General features: G+C 56.4%; 7 protein-coding genes, 5 tRNA genes and 1 riboswitch. Of the genes, 8 read left to right on the forward strand and 4 right to left on the reverse strand.

What is annotated here, in order from left to right:
• Positions 1 to 65: 65 nt before the first annotated feature.
• Positions 66 to 3137 (reverse strand): ribonuclease R, encoded by a 3072-nt coding sequence (rnr, locus tag KUF54_RS09155; RefSeq protein WP_255576002.1) that lies wholly within the window; start codon positions 3135 to 3137, stop codon positions 66 to 68.
• A 34-nt stretch (positions 3138 to 3171) separates the two neighbouring features.
• Between rnr and KUF54_RS09160 the strand changes: the two genes are divergently transcribed.
• The 5 genes from KUF54_RS09160 to KUF54_RS09180 all read left to right on the forward strand — a co-directional run bounded on the left by KUF54_RS09160 (position 3172) and on the right by KUF54_RS09180 (position 4153).
• A tRNA-Leu gene (locus tag KUF54_RS09160) sits at positions 3172 to 3256 on the forward strand.
• Positions 3257 to 3399: 143 nt separating this feature from the next.
• A tRNA-Leu gene (locus KUF54_RS09165) sits at positions 3400 to 3484 on the forward strand.
• A 142-nt stretch (positions 3485 to 3626) separates the two neighbouring features.
• Positions 3627 to 3711: transfer RNA gene (locus tag KUF54_RS09170), tRNA-Leu, on the forward strand.
• A gap of 142 nt (positions 3712 to 3853) precedes the next feature.
• Positions 3854 to 3938: transfer RNA gene (locus KUF54_RS09175), tRNA-Leu, on the forward strand.
• 130 nt (positions 3939 to 4068) lie between these two features.
• Positions 4069 to 4153 (forward strand) — tRNA-Leu (locus KUF54_RS09180).
• Positions 4154 to 4286: 133 nt separating this feature from the next.
• Here KUF54_RS09180 and KUF54_RS09185 read toward each other — a convergent pair.
• Together KUF54_RS09185 and KUF54_RS09190 are read right to left on the reverse strand one after the other, a co-directional pair.
• Positions 4287 to 6974, reverse strand: coding sequence for a DUF349 domain-containing protein (locus KUF54_RS09185; RefSeq protein ID WP_219342475.1), 2688 nt, complete (start codon positions 6972 to 6974; stop codon positions 4287 to 4289).
• Positions 6975 to 7189: 215 nt separating this feature from the next.
• Positions 7190 to 11119: a DUF748 domain-containing protein gene (locus KUF54_RS09190; protein ID WP_219342476.1), complete on the reverse strand. Its 3930-nt coding sequence runs from the start codon at positions 11117 to 11119 to the stop codon at positions 7190 to 7192.
• An 890-nt stretch (positions 11120 to 12009) separates the two neighbouring features.
• On the opposite strand from KUF54_RS09190, the gene KUF54_RS09195 reads away from it, so the two are divergent.
• From KUF54_RS09195 to nrdR, 3 genes are all read left to right on the forward strand, one after another.
• Positions 12010 to 12846: a lytic transglycosylase domain-containing protein gene (locus tag KUF54_RS09195; RefSeq protein ID WP_219342477.1), complete on the forward strand. Its 837-nt coding sequence runs from the start codon at positions 12010 to 12012 to the stop codon at positions 12844 to 12846.
• A 126-nt stretch (positions 12847 to 12972) separates the two neighbouring features.
• Positions 12973 to 13129, forward strand: a riboswitch (ZMP/ZTP riboswitch).
• 33 nt (positions 13130 to 13162) lie between these two features.
• Positions 13163 to 14410 (forward strand): serine hydroxymethyltransferase, encoded by a 1248-nt coding sequence (glyA, locus tag KUF54_RS09200; protein ID WP_219342478.1) that lies wholly within the window; start codon positions 13163 to 13165, stop codon positions 14408 to 14410.
• 21 nt (positions 14411 to 14431) lie between these two features.
• Complete coding sequence (gene nrdR, locus KUF54_RS09205) at positions 14432 to 14917, forward strand: transcriptional regulator NrdR (protein ID WP_219342479.1); 486 nt, start codon at positions 14432 to 14434, stop codon at positions 14915 to 14917.
• 136 nt (positions 14918 to 15053) lie between these two features.
• Here nrdR and KUF54_RS09210 read toward each other — a convergent pair whose 3' ends face one another.
• Positions 15054 to 16889, reverse strand: coding sequence for a bifunctional UDP-sugar hydrolase/5'-nucleotidase (locus KUF54_RS09210; protein ID WP_219342480.1), 1836 nt, complete (start codon positions 16887 to 16889; stop codon positions 15054 to 15056).
• Positions 16890 to 16910 lie beyond the last annotated feature (21 nt).

Raw genomic sequence — 16910 nt, forward strand, 5'->3', positions numbered from 1 at the left:
ATCGAGCAATAAAAAAGGCCTTGCCGTTATCGGGCAAGGCCTTTTTGCTATCAAAGCAAGAAGCTTTAAGACTCTGTCTTGCGCTTAGTGGTTTTGGCAGCTGACTTAGTCGATGCAGTTTTAGCCGCAGTAGTTTTAGCCGGAGCAGTCTTCTTGGCCGCAGCCTTAGCAGCAGGCTTGACCGCCGCCTTCATCGTTTTTTTATCCGGTACAGGGGCAGACACTGGTGCAGGCGCTTTTTCAGCGGTCTTGGCAGATGCCTTCTTAGCCGCTGGCGCCTTCTTTGCTGCTTTAACGGCAGCCTTAGCAAGAGGTTTTGCAGCAGGTTTAGCGGGCTTTGATGGCGCACCAGTGACCGCGGGGGCCTCCACAGAAGCAGGAGCCTCCAGCAAAGCAGCAACCTTCTTCTTAGGCGCAGCCTTCTCTGTCGCCTTGGCCTTCACCTTTTCGGCAACCTTGGCAGCAGGCTTAGCGGCTTGCTTCGTCGTTTGCTTAGTGGCGGGCTTATCAGCGGCCTTGGCTGGCTTAGTCACAGGCTGAGTCGATTCCTTAGCTGCGGCCTCAGTAGCGACTTTGGCAGCGGCCTTGTGCGGCTTGCTAACCACTGGGGCAGACACGGGCACCTGCGCAGGAGCTGGCGCAACCACAGGCGCCGGCTTTACAGCCTTTCGCTCGCGGTCGTACTCAGCTTCCAGCGCCGCCAGATTGACGCTCTCGCTCACTGGCTTTTGTGCTTCCTTACGATCTTTCCAGCTCGCATTTTTCTCAGGCGCTCTTGCCTGAGCAGGGGCCTGCGCATCATTGCGCTGTGCGCGATTAGACTTGGCATCACGGCGACTCCACTTATCGCCATTGCTAGCATTACCGCGCTCGTCGCGCGGTGCACGCGGCTCGCGGCCATCTCTGCCATCGCGCCCACCACGGTTATCGCCACGGCGACCACGGCGACCACGGCCATCATCCTTGCCTTGAGCGCGAGGACTGAAACTACCGCCAGCAGTATTGCCCTTACCAGCACCCTTACCACCACTGTTACCTGCGCCGTTGCCAGCACGAGTCGATTGCACCGGCGCATCTTCACCGTCGCGCACCAGACGGAAGTCGATACGACGACCATCCAGATCAACGCGACTGACCTGCACACGCACCCGCGCACCAATTCCGTAACGCACGCCCGAACGCTCGCCACGCAACTCTTGGCGCGCCTCATCAAAGCGGAAGTAGTCCCCACCCAGCTCGGTGATGTGAACCAGACCTTCCACATACATGGCGTCCAGCGTCACAAAGATGCCGAAGGTAGTCACCGACGAAACCATGCCGGAAAACTCTTCACCCAAATGCTCGCGCATGTACTTGCACTTGAGCCAAGCTTCCACATCGCGACTGGCTTCATCCGCACGGCGCTCATTGGCGCTGCAATGCAGGCCGGCAGCTTCCCACGCTTGAAAGTCTTTGGCCGCAGCGCGTTTTTTGCGCGGCTTTTGATCTGGCGGTACCACGCGTGATGCCAAGCGCTTGGCCATCTTCGCCTCAGCCTCTCCGGGCGGTGGCAGGTTAGGCAAGCGGTAATGCGTGCCGCCCAACTCCGCCTTGATGACGCGATGCACCAGCAAGTCTGGGTAGCGACGAATCGGGCTGGTAAAGTGGGTATAGGCATCAAATGCCAAACCAAAGTGACCCGAGCCTTCAGGCGTATAGAAGGCCTGCATCATAGAGCGCAGCAGCATGGTATGAATTTGCTGCGAGTCAGGACGATCCTTTGTGGCGTTAGCAATCTCCTGGAACTCCTTGGTTGTGGGGTTCTCGCTGATGCTCATGCCCACACCCATGGCCTTGAGATAGTTGCGCAGAATTTCCTGCTTTTCCATCGAAGGCTTGTCATGTACGCGGAACAGACCCAACTGGCCGCTCTGGTCAATAAAGTCAGCACTACAGACATTGGCCGCCAGCATGGCCTCTTCAATCAGTTTATGCGCCTCATTGCGCGTGCGCGGCACGATTTTGTCGATGCGGCCGTTGTCATCGCAAACGATTTGCGTCTCTGTGGTTTCAAAATCCACCGCACCGCGCACTTGGCGCGATTTAAGCAGCGATTGAAAAACGCCATGCAGATTCAGCAAGTCCTGTACGCGATCCTTACGCTTGGACGCTTCTTGCCCACGGGTGTTGGCCAAAATAGCCGCCACTTCGGTATAGGTAAAGCGCGCATGGCTGTGCATGACGGCAGGGTAGAACTGATAGGCGTGAATCTCGCCCTGCTCAGTGATCAGCATGTCGCAAACCATGCACATGCGATCCACATCAGGGTTGAGCGAACACAAGCCGTTGCTGAGCTTTTCCGGCAGCATCGGAATCACGCGACGCGGGAAGTAAACGCTGGTGGCTCGGTCGTAGGCATCCACATCAATGGCGCTACCCGTGGTCACGTAGTGACTCACATCGGCAATCGCCACCAACAAACGCCAGCCCTTGCCGCGCCCAATCTTTGCAGGCTCGCAATACACGGCATCGTCAAAGTCACGTGCGTCTTCGCCATCAATCGTGACCAAAGGAATATCTGTCAGGTCAATGCGCCCGGCATGATCCGCTGGCTGCACTTTTTCAGGCAAGGCCTTAGCCTGCTCCAAGCACGCATCCGAGAAAATATGCGGCACGCCGTATTTGCGCACTGCAATTTCAATTTCCATACCGGGGTCATCAACCTCGCCCAGCACTTCAACAATGCGGCCCACAGGCTGGCCAAACAAGGCCGGCGCTTCCGTTAACTTCACCACAACGACCTGCCCGACCGTGGCTGAGCCCGTAGCCTTCGCAGGAATCAAAATGTCCTGCCCATAGCGTTTGTCTTCAGGAGCGACCAGCCAGACGCCGCTTTCCTGCAGAAAGCGGCCAATGATGGGCTGATCGGGACGCTCCACAATCTCCTGCACACGACCTTCAGGGCGACCACGCTGGTCTTGGCGCGCAATGCGCACCTGAACCCTGTCCTTGTGCAACACGGCTCGCATTTCATTGGACGGCAGGTAGATGTCACGCTCACCATCGTCACGGACTACAAAACCATGTCCATCGCGGTGGCCCTGCACAGTTCCCAAAATTTCTTCATTCATATCGGTGCCATTTTCGCGAGGGTTCATTTTCTTGATATACAATCTATGTCTTTCCTGAGATGCCCAGGTGGCGGAATTGGTAGACGCACTAGTTTCAGGTACTAGCGGGTAATTCCGTGGAGGTTCGAGTCCTCTCCTGGGCACCAAGTTTAACGATAACCCACAAGGGTTGAGACAAACTTGGTAAACATTACTTTTTTGCAATGTTTAAGTCTAACGGCATCTTAGAGAAATTGAAGATTCGTTTGTAAGTCAATAAATTAGACTACAATATGAAGCTTCCCTGAAAGCCCAGGTGGCGGAATTGGTAGACGCACTAGTTTCAGGTACTAGCGAGTAACATCGTGGAGGTTCGAGTCCTCTTCTGGGCACCAAATACAAAAAGCCGTCGCATGCAAATGCGACGGCTTTTTCGTTTTTCGCAGCAACGCTGCCCTCTTTCAAAATCTTTAGCCAAATTGCACTCAACAAGCGTGAATACTGAATTTCCTGCTATATAATTCATCCACTCTGAAAGCCCAGGTGGCGGAATTGGTAGACGCACTAGTTTCAGGTACTAGCGAGTAACATCGTGGAGGTTCGAGTCCTCTTCTGGGCACCAAATACGAAAAGCCGTTGCATGCAAATGCAACGGCTTTTTCGTTGCCCGCAACAAAGCTACCCTCTTAAAAAATCTTTAGCCAAATTGCACTCAACCGGCTTGAGCACTGAATTTCCTGCTATATAATTCATCCACTCTGAAAGCCCAGGTGGCGGAATTGGTAGACGCACTAGTTTCAGGTACTAGCGAGTAACATCGTGGAGGTTCGAGTCCTCTTCTGGGCACCAAATACAAAAAGCCGTTGCATGCAAATGCAGCGGCTTTTTCGCTTCTACCCCTTCCTCAAGTTTTCGCAAAAAATCACAGCAAACAAGAGAAATACGGGTTTTCCCGCTATATAATTCATCCACTCTGAAAGCCCAGGTGGCGGAATTGGTAGACGCACTAGTTTCAGGTACTAGCGAGTAACATCGTGGAGGTTCGAGTCCTCTTCTGGGCACCAAATACAAAAAGCCGTTGCATGCAAATGCGACGGCTTTTTCGTTTTCCCTCTTCAATTTTCAGCAAGCAGGCTCATGCCGCGCCATAAAAAAAGGGAGCCAGACGGCTCCCTTTTTTGATCGATCAAGCAATGCTTACTTGCGCAGCAGTTGCTTCAGAGCTGTTTGCAGGCGGCGGGCAGAAGCCTCATCGCTGGTGCTGGCCAGCACGGTGGCAACATCTTGACCCCAAGTCTGCTGAGGCGAAGCTTCGTTGCGGCGCGTCAGCAGCTGCAATTGCAGTGCACGGCGTGCGTTCATCTGGTCTGCCGGTGTGTGCACATCAGCAGCCATCTCCAAACGCAACAGCGCTTCACCAGCATTACCCTTAGGTGCAGCAGTCACAGCGCCAGACCAAGAGCTGCGCACAGGGGCTGTCACCTTACCGCCCAGTTGCTGGGCCGAAGGCAGCTGCTCCGCATCACGCGCTTGCCATGCACCCAGCAGTTGCGTCAGTGCCTCGCCATGAGCTTGAGCCGCCAATCTGCGCAAAGCTTCTTGAGCATGCTCCACCGCATCACGCTGAGCGCGGAAAGCGGGGTCAGCCAGACGCGGACCGCGATCTTCACGAATGAATTCACGCGGGCCACGACCCATGTCGCGGCTATCACGGCCACCGCGATCACCTGCAGCACCACGCGCACCGTCACGACCACGGCCGCCATCACGGCGGTCGCCTGGGCGACCTGTAGCTGCAGGAGCCGCTTCTTTCTTCATGCCAGGGCGGTCATCACCACGCACTGCCACCACGGGGCGGGCAGGCTTGGCCGACACAGGAGCTGCTTCGGCAGTTGCTTCTGTTTCAGTAGCTTCAGACGCTTGATCTGCTTGGGCTGGAGCCTGATTTTCTTCAGCCTTGGCTGCAGGAGCTGCAGCAGCAGGCTGGGCCTTGATAGCAGCTTCCAGCTCAGCCAAAGCCGAGCGGATCTTCTGCGCATCACCACTAGCGTTAGCAGCTTCCACAGCCTTAGATGCATCCATCACGCGGCGGTCATGCTCGGACAACTCCACAGCAGGCGCACGCGAGCCACGCTCCACGCTCTTGCGGTTAAAAGCATCATCCAAAGGCTTGCGGAATGCATCCCACAGCTTTTGCTCATGCTTGCGATCCAAAGGTACGACTTGTGCCTCAGCTTGCCAGCGCTGCTGCAAATCCTTCACAGCATCGATACGCAAGCTAGCGGCTTCGCCCAGAGCTGTTGCCTCAGCAATCATGGCGTGGCGACGCTCCAAGCTGGTCTTTTGCGCAGCTTGCAGGGGCGCTTCAGCAGCCGACATGGCTTGCTTGAACAGCGGCTGCAGTTCAGCAAACAACTTTTCGCCGATATGGCCGCTTTCGCGCCAGCGCTCGCCAAACTGGCGCAGTGCGCGCAGCATGCTCTTCCAGTCTTGGCTGGCGGCATTGGCTGCAGCCCAAGCCTTGATTTCTTCAACCAGAGCCAGACGCTGAGCCTTGGCCTCCGTGCTGTCATGGCGAATCTTGTCGTGCCAAGACTCCACCACCTTGTAGGCAGCGTTGCAGGCTTCGTCAAACTTCTTCCACAGGCCATGGTTTGCCATGGAGCCTTGGTCAGCCAGCTTCCACTGCTCACGCAGATTGCGCAGGGTTTCCTGAATTTTGCGACCACCCATCGCCTGACCGTCGGGACGGTTGAGCAAGGCTTCAGCCTTGGCCACCAGCTCTTCACGCATCTTGTCTGCGTTTTGGCGCTGCCAACCAGCAGCATCACCCGCAGCAACCAGGGCTGCGTGCACTTCGCTCACCAGAGCCTCGTCCACAAAGCGACCATGGGCCTTGATGGCAGCGCGCATGGCTTGCACTGCGTCAGATCCAGCTTTGCTGTTGCCGCCAGCAGTTTCTGCCTGCAGCGCTTGCAGAGCTTGGTTCAAGCCAGCCTTGGCTGCTTCAACCTGCTCAGGGGCTGGCTTGCCACGACCGCCAGCGCCCGCAGGCGCACGGGCAGCAGCGGGCTTGGCCGCGCCAGCGGCAGCCGTTTCAGGCGGCAGGCCACGGGCCACGCGAATCTCATCCGCCCAGACCGGCACGGAAGGTAAAGGAGCGGCTTCGTCAGCGGCAGATGCTTCGGTTTGCGCCAGTGCAGACTGGAAAGCGTCCCAAACCAGCGCCAGCTGTGCAGATGCTGCTTCCAATTGAGGAGGAAAACGGCTATCCACGCTGGTCCAGCTGGCGTCACCAGTCAGTTCCTTGGCCTGAACTTGCCAGCGAGCCACGTCGGCGCCCAATGCTTCGAGCACAGACTTAGCGTCCTTCCAAGACTTGGTGGACAGCACTTCGATACGCTGAGCCAGCAGCAAAGCCACTTCGCGCTGCACCTGGGTGCGGTGCTGCAGATCTTCCACAGCCTTCACACGCTCGGCCAGCTGAGCCTTGAACTGGGACAGGGGCTCACGCGACAGCGCAGCACCCGCCTTAGCAGCATCACGCTGCCAAGCGGCAGCGGCAGCGGCATCAAAAGGCGTTGCCGCCAACAGAGCCTGAGCCTTTTCAGCCCATTCCACGGAAATTTTTTCCTGATTGGCGGTGCGACGAATTTCGTCCAGACGCTCACGCACTGCGCGGGCGGCGCTCTTGTCGCCCTTGCTCAGCTCTTTGTGAACGTCTTGGAGTTGCTCAACCGTGGGTTGAGTGGCCAGCCAATCGCGGATGCGCGAAGCGCGATCACCCGAGGTTTCGGCGGAGAAAGCACCACCCGTCAATGCATCCAGCGGATGTTGCTCAGAATTCTTGGCAGAGGCCGGGTTCACTTCAGATGCATCAGACATGGTGCTGCTAGGAGAAATAGATGTCATGTAGGGGTCAGAAAATGCCTGGCGGCCCTCGCAGTCAACGCTGCGACAGACCCATGTCAACCCACATGAGGGCAGACTTTCCAAGCGTAAGCCCACGCATCTTCATGCTTGGGCAAACAGGTATTTTCGCCTTTATTTAAAGGCAAGCCAAAAAATGCGAAATCACAAGGGATTTTGCATTGCATTTTTCATTGTGCAGACAGACTCAGCTGGGCGCGCGGCGTCCAGTCCTTGTCCTTTACATCAAGTTTGGGAGCGCCCAGAAACAGTCGCCCCAAAGGCAGCTTCTGGGTGGACAGATAGTCTCGCACCGCAACGCCACGCGCCAGCGCCAGCTCACGCATGGCGTCATCTGGGACGTTGATACTTGCCACCAACAAAGCGGTCATTTGATCGACTGGAAGCTCTTTCGCTAGTCCGACCACATTGCGGGGCTTTTTGATATCAGCACGGCCATAAACGGCTTTGAGCAGCGCGGCTCGCTCGGTATCAAGCACTTCAACCACGTCATCACCGCTTTTGCCATCACGGATGGCAGCACGGCGTTTTTGGGCCAGCAGCAGGCGATCAAGTTCCGCAGATTTCCAAGCTTCCTTATCCTCAGCCTCTCGTGATTCACCGACCACCGTCATTTTCAGCGCCGGGCGGTCATTGAGCGACTTGACGATCTTGGCCAGTTGATCTTTTGCCTTGGCATCCAGCAGCGCGCTGCCCGCGGCAAAACTCACTCCGCCCGACTCATCGCCGCCCGAGAACGCACCCGACAGCAACGCAAACGGCGCAGTCACGGCTTTCATGATGATGTTGCCCAGCACCTTGAAAACGATGGGTGCCAGACGGAACTGAGGATCGTTGAGCGAGCCGCTCAGCGGCACATCTAAATCAATCACGCCATTGCGGTCAGACAACAAGGCCACGGCCAACTTAACAGGCAACGATGCAGGCGCGCCTTCAACCTTGTCACCAAAGGTCAGCTGGCGCAGCACCAGTTTGTTGGATGCTGTAAGTTGCCCATCTGGCAGCACTTTGTAGTTCACATCCATGTACAGCTTGCCGCGCTCAATGCCGTAGCCCGCGTATTTGATGGAGTAAGGCGACAGCGGCGACAGCTCCAGGTCATTCATCTGCGTACGAATATCCAGCGCCAGCGGCTTGGCAAGCGGGTTGATCTTGCCGCCAATGTCCAGCGTCGCCGTGCCTTGCGCCTTGCCCTTGATCTCCAGATCAGCCATTTGCGGCTCAGTCTGGCCCGCAGGCGCTTCAGACGAGAAGGCGCTCAGGCGGCCCTTTAGCTCACTCAAATCAGCCGAATAATTGGGCTGAATGAAATAGTCAGAAAACTGCACCTTGCCGCCCGTCAGCACGATGGGACCGACCTTGATGACGGGCGCAGGGCCACTGCCCTCAGGCTTGGCTGGCTCACTCACTGCCGCAGCCTTACCCGCCTCAGGCTTTTCACCCGCAGCAACTTTTGCGTTGCTTTGCTCGTTTTGCTCTACCGACTGCTCAGACTTTTCAGTCTTCACAATGTCTTGCAGGTTAATGCGGCCATTGCGCTGCACAATCACACGGGCAAAAAAGTCGCTCAGCGCCGTATCGCGCACGCTCACCCGAAGCGGCTGGGCGGGCTGCATATTCAAATCCAGCCCGCGCACAGCCAGCATCTTCCAAGCCAGCAAATCGTCTGGCAGGCCCAGACCTGTCTTGGCAGCCATGGCCTTGCCGCGGTCAGCCGTTGATTCGTTCAACACCGCAGTCAGCGCGCCCTTGGCTGTGGTGGGTTTACCTGCTTCTTCCTTCACGGGAGCCGCCAAGGTGGAGCGCACACGCAGATCGTTCAGCTCGACATCGCCCAGTACGGCGACTTGCGGTCCCTTGGCATGGGCAAAATAGTTGACCTTGCCTTTGAAGTTTCCATCCGCACGTACCAAATCCACATTGAGCTTGTGCCCAAAGTAAGGCTCAAACGCATGCAAAGGCAGCGCCTTGACTTGCAACTGACCTTGGGCAGACACAGGGGTCAAGCCAAACTGCCCCTTGAACTGCAAGCTGCCCGCATTCACACGGCGATTGGCCGCCAGTTGCGCTGAAATTTCCAGCGGCGTGGGTGCTGCTTTGGTGGCTAAAGGCTCAAAAGCACCTAGGCGCACGTTCAAACCATTCACATCCAACTGCACCACTTGCGCTGCCTGCCCTTGCGCGGGCGCTGAATCGCGCAATTGGATAGATCCGCCATCCACGGCAATCGATGCCAGTTTGACGGACCATGGCTTACTAGGCTCCACCTTGCCACCATGCTGCGCTGGTTTGGCGCCCGAAGCCTTGGGCAGCCAGCGCTCATACATCCAGCGGCCTTGCGCATCGCGTATGGCAGCCAGTTGGGGCTTTTGCAAGGCAATCGACTCCACCTGCACTTGCTGCGCAGCCAAATCGACATGTATACCCGTTACCTTGATTTGCTCGACGTTGACTGGCGCCTGTTTATCTTGCAATTGCAGCTTGTCAGCCGTTAATTCAGCCACCTGCGCCTGCACGCCGCCCTCACCCCAAGAAACCTGGGCTTTGGTGTTGAGCATGGCGCTGAGCTGCGGCTTAAAGTGCGCCTCAATATAGGGCTGCACCCATTGCAGGGGCAGTTGCTCCAGTTTCAGCTCCAGCTTGCCGTCTTTGACAGTGGCTTGGCCATCAACCACCAGTTGGGCAGCGCCTTCAGTCTTGGCTCGTTCGCCAGAATGCAGACCCGTCGTTGCCGTCAGGTTCAACGGCTCGCTCATAGGCCAAGCAATGTTCTTAACCTGCACAGCCATCGGCGCGAGCGTCAGCGCGGCAGGGGCCGCGCCAGTGGCGGCATCGTGCCAGTGCACAATCCCGCTATCAATATCGAACTGCTGGACACTGATTGCTAAAGGGCTAACGGTCTTTTCTGCCGCAGTGGCTGCCTTCGCTTGCACCTTCGGCTGCTCAGCAACCTCGTCAGAAGCATCAGGTGTGGACGCAGATGCAGATGCAGATGCAGAGGCAGATACAGGCGCAGCAGACTTAGCAGGTGCAGTCAAACCCAGCCAATTGATCACGCCCTGCGCATTACGGCTGGCATGCACCTCAGGCTTAACCCAGCGCACCGACTCAAGCGCAATCTGGTTTTGCAACGGCTGCACATTTTTGAGCTGTACTTCAAGGGCTTCAAAGGTCAACAGCGGTGCATTTTGGCGATCTTGCAACTCCACGCCCGACAAAGCCAGCTTGCCGCTGACGCTCACCACGGCCTGCTCTTTTTCCTCAAAGCGAATTTGCAGATCTGTATCCAGCACACCCGCCAAAGGCAGCACTGGCACGCTGGCCGGCACATAGCCCAAATAAGGCGCGAGATCGATCTTGTCCCACTTGAGCGTCATCGCAGTCTGGCGACTATCTGTGAACGGAGTGCTCTCGCCCGTGGAGTTGAACTGACTGCCATTCAAGTCAAAAGCCAGATGCGGCAGCACCTTGATTTCACGCTTGGACTCTAGGTTGCTGATGAAAGGAATGCTCAGCTGCAAACCTTTTAGTTCATGCTTGCGCTGCACGGACTCGTCATTGAGTTCAATACGGCCATCACGCAGCGCGATGTTGTAGAGCGCAAAGTTGACCGGCTTGGATGGATCTTCGTCCTTGGGCTCAGAGAGCTTGGCGATCACATCATCAATATCGAGCTTGCCCAGCGAATATTGGGTTAGGCGAACCACCGGTTCATCCACCTCAATGGCATCAAGCACAGGAGCGAGCCTAAACAAAGACTGCGCGCTGGCATTGACGAAAATGCGCTTGATTTCTAGCTGGGGCTGGGCTGCAGATTCAAGGTCTTTTTGGCTTTCAGCCCCGTCAACACCTTCACTACTAGCTACTTTTTTAATAGCTTTATCGATCACCAGATCATGCAAGGTGATGGACAGCGCCCAAGGCGAGAAATCGATTTTTCCCACATGCACACTGCGCCCGAGCTTGGCAGAGGCTTGCTTTTGCAGCTGACTCTTGGCCACGATGGGCACCACGGCCCACAAAAGCAGCCACAACAGCAAAAGGACTAAAACAGACCCGAGAAGCCGGCGCAACCAGCGATTCGATGTAAGCAGTGACATGGGTAATTTTAAATTTATGCAAGAGCTGAAAGCCTCCCCGGCTTTCAAAAACAAGGCGCTTTAGACGACTAGGACATAACTGTACCTTGTACGCCCAGCGGCCTTGAAAACATCGCTCTATATATAGATAGCAAACAACGCGATTTCCAAGGAGAAGTTTGCGCTACAGCTCACACCTTTTCCCCGTTTAAATCTCAAAAAATGCAAACAATGTGCGGCGCATTACTGCTCATAAATGTACTTAAATGCGCCCCAGAAATGACAAAGCCCGGAAGCGGTCAAAACCGTCTTCCGGGCTTCACGGCCGGTACCAGACCGGGCCGTCTTTTGCAGTCATGGAGGATAGGGTCCCTACTGCTGGAAGCAAAGATTGCTCCCTTAAGTGCCTCAAGCGAAGATAAAGAGCAAGTGCTGACAGCCTATGAAATCAAAAGCCGTAGCGAGATTTGCTTTCCCTTTCCTTTGGCAAGCACCTGCAACATAGCAGGCAGATTCACTATATCTGCGCTTGCGAAGGGTTAAGCGTTTTTTTGCACTTTATTTCGCCTTCATGACAGATGTCACGATATCAGAGCTTTTCCCTCTTGCGCCCAATGAGTTTTTCTATGTTTTTTTAAAAAACTGTATGCATATACATGTTTTCAAATTACTTTAATATCTAAAAAGTATTTTTGTTAGTATTGACTATGCATTAAGAGCACTTTTAGAATCCGCCAGCGCTCAAATTGAGCGTTTTTTGTTTCCGCTGCCTCACGACTGAGCAGACCGATCAGCGCCTCGCCGAGGTGCTTTTAATCGGCCCGCAGCAAACCTCATCGGCGTGCTGCCTCTGGCTTCACCGTGTCACTGATCCGGTTGAACCTCGGGCGATAGCCAAGAAAGGACTAGCTATGCCAGCGTCAGGAAAATTAGTCGCCTCTGCGCGAACGTTGGGCCATAAGACGGCCAACGGTTTTCTTGCTCTTACCCACAACGGTTTCGCCCTCTTGGGCTTGGCCGTGGCCATTTCGGCCTTGATTTTAATTTCCCGCCCAGACCTGCGTCTGGCTGGTGCAACTGAGCTGCGCGAGTGGCTCGATACACGCCTGCCCGTTGTGGCTGAAACCATCATCGAAGAAGCTCCAGCTTCCGAGATCGTTGTCGCCAGCGACCGCGCCACCGCAGTCAACCCCACAAGCTTGCCCAAGGATCAAGCCGCTGTCGCCTTTTGGCTCAGCAAGAAGTACCGCGTCGCTCCAGAGCCCATCGCGGCCTTGGTCAGCGAAGCCTATGCTTTGGGCAAAGCCAACAAGCTGGACCCCACGCTGATTTTGGCCATCATGGCCATTGAGTCGAGTTTCAACCCATTTGCCCAAAGCTCGGTCGGTGCTCAAGGTTTGATGCAGGTGATGACTAAGGTCCACACCGACAAGTACGAAAGCTTTGGCGGCCGTCATGCTGCATTTGATCCCGTGACTAACCTCAAAGTTGGCGTCAAGGTGCTCAAGGAGTGCATTGCACGCGCTGGCTCTATCGAAGGTGGTCTGCGCTACTACGTAGGTGCTGCTAATCTGCCAAGCGACGGTGGCTACGCCGCCAAAGTACTGGCCGAGCATCAACGTATGCGCCAAGGCGCTGGCCTAGGCGCTAGCACTTTGGTTGCGACCAAGCCTGCTGCGCCCAAGGCAGTGGAGTCCACAACGGTGTCTCACTCTGAGCAAGTTACCGTTGCTGGTTCCAGCCTGTAAGTTTTCAATCCATAAACTGTCGATTTTTTTCAAGCTGGCCTCTGTGCCAGCTTTTTTTATGCCCGCACGCAAGTGCTCAGGAATAGCGCTGTTACGGCTTTGAGATATGTCAGCTCAGCTACACTAGAGGGTGTACGCAACTGGCGATAGGCGCAGAAATTTCTCTGCCGCTGACGTGGAAACCAGCAGACTGCAAGGTCTGTGAACCACTGGGGAGCGTACCGCCCAAGGTCGCAGCGATTGCAATCCACAAGCGTTTCAGCCGTTCGCCTGGGCAGCCCTTGCTTCAAGGGAATTTTTAGTTCACAGGACTGCCATGTTTCAACGCACCGATACCGTCGCTAAAGTCGACCCCGAACTGTTTGCAGCTATTGAAGCTGAGAACCACCGCCAGCAAGAGCACATCGAGCTGATCGCCAGCGAGAACTACTGCTCGCCCGCCGTGATGGAAGCCCAAGGCTCCCAGCTGACCAACAAGTACGCTGAAGGCTACCCCGGCAAGCGTTACTACGGTGGTTGCGAGCATGTGGACGTGGTCGAGCAACTGGCCATCGACCGCATCAAGCAAATCTTTGGCGCAGAAGCCGCCAACGTGCAACCCAATTCCGGCTCCCAAGCCAATCAAGCAGTGCTGATGGCGTTTGCCAAGCCCGGCGACACCATTTTGGGCATGAGCCTGGCCGAAGGCGGTCACCTGACCCACGGCATGGCGCTGAACATGTCCGGCAAGTGGTTCAATGCCGTCTCTTACGGTCTGGACGCTAACGAAGCCATCGACTACGACAAGATGGAAGCGCTGGCCCGTGAGCACAAGCCCCGCATCATCGTGGCCGGTGCCTCTGCCTACGCCCTGCACATCGACTTTGAGCGCTTCGCCAAGATCGCTAAGGAAGTCGGCGCCATCCTGTGGGTGGACATGGCTCACTACGCTGGCCTGATCGCCGCGGGCGTGTACCCCAACCCCGTGCCTTTTGCTGACGTGGTCACCACCACCACCCACAAGAGCCTGCGCGGCCCCCGTGGCGGCGTGATCTTGATGAAGGCCGAGCACGAGAAGGCACTGAACAGCGCCATCTTCCCCGGCCTGCAAGGCGGCCCGCTGATGCACGTGATCGCCGGTAAGGCTGTTGCGTTCAAGGAAGCGCTGACTCCTGAGTTCAAGGCTTACCAAGAACAAGTCGTCAAGAACGCCAAGGTCATGGCGGACACGCTGACCGAACGCGGCCTGCGCATCGTCTCTGGTCGCACAGAAAGCCACGTCATGCTGGTGGACCTGCGCGCCAAGGGCATTACTGGCAAGGCGGCTGAAGCGGCTCTGGGTCTGGCTCACATCACTGTGAACAAGAACGCCATCCCTAACGACCCCGAAAAGCCATTCGTGACCAGCGGCATCCGTATCGGTACTCCCGCCATGACCACCCGTGGTTTCGGCGAGGAAGAAACTCGCATCACCGCCAACTTGGTGGCTGATGTGCTGGAAAACCCCGCCGACGAAGCCAACTTGGCTGCTGTGCGTGAAAAGGTTGCTGCCTTGACCGCCAAGCTGCCTGTCTACAGCAAGTAAATTCTGCTGCTCTGACACACCATGAAGTGCCCCTTCTGCAGCAACCCGGACACGCAAGTTGTCGAAACGCGTGAGTCCGAAGATGGGGGCTTCATTCGCCGCCGCCGCCGCTGCGGTGGCTGCGAAAAACGCTTTACAACGTATGAGCGGCCCGAGGTCAGCTTTCCGACTGTGGTCAAAAAAGATGGCCGCCGCATTGAGTACGAGCGCGCCAAGCTGCAAGGCTCCTTCCAGATTGCGCTGCGCAAGCGGCCGGTGAGCACGGCGCTGATCGATGACTCCATCGAGCGCATTGAAGACAAACTGCTCAACTTAGGCCTGCGCGAGATCGATTCCAGCCGCCTTGGCGAGTTGGTAATGGATGAACTCAAGGGCCTGGACAAAGTGGGATATATCCGCTTTGCCAGCGTGTACCGCAGCTTTGAGGATGTGGACGACTTCACCAACATCATGGATGAAGTGCGTAGCCCCAAGTCCAAGTCAGCTAAGAAGCCTGCAGCGGCCTGATAGACATAAGCCAGCTCAATACAAAAGCCACCCTCGGGTGGTTTTTTTGTTTAGCGCTTGCATTTAAATGCTATTAATTTAAGAGCTACAAGTCCATTCACTGAAATGACTGCAAGCTATTTTTATAATATTTTTGCTACTGAACAAGCGTAATTCGATCCTGCAGCGGCAGCGCCATAGGCGCCGTCAAACTCTGCGTACGCACATACTCAACCAGCGCATCCAAGTCCAGCATGCCGCCCACCACATCGCGGCCTTGGGTAAAGACGCTGAAGTTGTCGCCACCCGTACCCAGATAACTTTGCAGGCCTACGCGGTAGCTTTGAGTCATGTCGAGCAGTTGGCCATGGAGGCGAATATCACTCACGCGCTGACCGGCATTCTGGCTGAGATCGAATCGGTAACCAAAGCCCTGCGATACCTGCAAGATGCGCGGCGCAGCTACGGTGTTGCTGCCGCTGTTGAACTGCTGCTCCAATACCTGCCGAATTTGCTCACCCGTCAGACTCATCACCATCAGCGTATTGCCAAAAGGCTGAACGCTGAAAAGCTGCCCATAGGTCACTTGGCCACTGGCATCCGGCAGCAGATCAGCGCGCACGCCGCCTGAATTCATAAAAGCCAGCTGTGCACCACCCGCTGCCGCATCTTGCGTCGCGGCCAAGATGCTGTCGGCTACCACGCGACCCATCACACTTTCGCCACTGCTTTGCAACGTGCGCATAGCGGCCAAGGCCAGTCGCCCTACTGGCGCAGCCGCCAAGGGCTGGGCAGCGGCCTTGTAGCGGGCCACCAGTTGCGCCACATCGGCATCAGCATCAAAAGCCGGAAAGTCCGGCTGCAGCGCCACCACGCCTGCGCTGCTGGTATAGGCCTCGCCCTGCACGATATGCTGGCGCGCAGACTTGCGACTTACGCGGCGCGTGTTGCCATCTACCGTGAGCGTCACTTCCGTCAACAGCGTGCCGTACAGGCCACCACTGGTCAGCAAGAATGGCTTGCCAAGATTAACCTTGGCGTAGTCACACAGGTAAGCGCGGTGCGTGTGACCAGAGATCACCACATCCACCTCGCCAGAGAGCTGCTCCAAAATCGGCACGATGTCGCCAGACAAGCCTTGGCAGCTGTTCTCCTGTAGGCCCGACGTGGTGCTGCCACCCTCATGCACCATCACCACAATCACATCAGCACCTTGGGCGCGCAGTTGCGGGATGAGCGCATTGGCCGTCAGCGCCTCAGACGTAAAGCTCAAGCCTTTGACGCCACTGGGGCGCACCATCTTCGGCGTGTTCTTGAGCGTCATACCAATAAAACCCACGCCAATGCGCAAGCCATCTTGCTCAAAAAACTTCACGGCGGTTGCGGGAAACAGCGGCTTGCCGTCATCTCGAATCGTGTTAGCTGCCAAGTATTGAAACGACGCGCCTTGAAAGGGCTTGCTCAACTGGCAAGGCTCTTTGCTGGTGAACTTCTCGCAGCCGCCGTTTTGCATGCGCAGCAACTCATCAGCGCCTTGGTCGTATTCGTGGTTGCCGGTGGCGGCAAAATCCACCTTCATCAGATTCAGAGCCTCAATAGTGGGCTCATCCAGAAACAGTGATGACACGATGGGCGATGCACCAATCATGTCTCCCGCCGTCACCACCGCCACATGGCGACTGGCCGCACGCCGCTGGGCAATGGCCTGCGCCAGATAAGCCGCGCCGCCGGCGGGTACAGCAACGCTGTGACCTTGCGCGTTTTGCGCTGCTACCGCCTGCTTGGGCGGCTCTAAATTGCCGTGCAAGTCATTGAAGCCCAGCAAGGTGATCTCCATGCTTGCGGGCTTGACGACACCACCGCCACAGGCAGATAAGACTATCGCCATAATCGCCGCAGCAGCGCTTGCGGTCATGCTTCGAAATGCACAACGCCAGCCCAGCGACAAGGCGCGGGGCTGGCGTTGATTGGGCTTTGTGTTTGCTACAACCATCACGACTCTCCTGAGTCCCCG

The sequence above is a fragment of the Comamonas sp. Y33R10-2 genome (assembly GCF_019355935.1).
Classification (GTDB): Bacteria; Pseudomonadota; Gammaproteobacteria; order Burkholderiales; family Burkholderiaceae_C; genus Comamonas.

Coding starts and splice junctions, on each gene's coding strand:
- rnr (WP_255576002.1), bottom strand. CDS start 3,137: ATGAACCCTCGCGAAAATGGCACCGATATGAATGAAGAAATTTTGGGA.
- KUF54_RS09185 (WP_219342475.1), bottom strand. CDS start 6,974: ATGTCTGATGCATCTGAAGTGAACCCGGCCTCTGCCAAGAATTCTGAG.
- KUF54_RS09190 (WP_219342476.1), bottom strand. CDS start 11,119: ATGTCACTGCTTACATCGAATCGCTGGTTGCGCCGGCTTCTCGGGTCT.
- KUF54_RS09195 (WP_219342477.1), top strand. CDS start 12,010: ATGCCAGCGTCAGGAAAATTAGTCGCCTCTGCGCGAACGTTGGGCCAT.
- glyA (WP_219342478.1), top strand. CDS start 13,163: ATGTTTCAACGCACCGATACCGTCGCTAAAGTCGACCCCGAACTGTTT.
- nrdR (WP_219342479.1), top strand. CDS start 14,432: ATGAAGTGCCCCTTCTGCAGCAACCCGGACACGCAAGTTGTCGAAACG.
- KUF54_RS09210 (WP_219342480.1), bottom strand. CDS start 16,889: ATGGTTGTAGCAAACACAAAGCCCAATCAACGCCAGCCCCGCGCCTTG.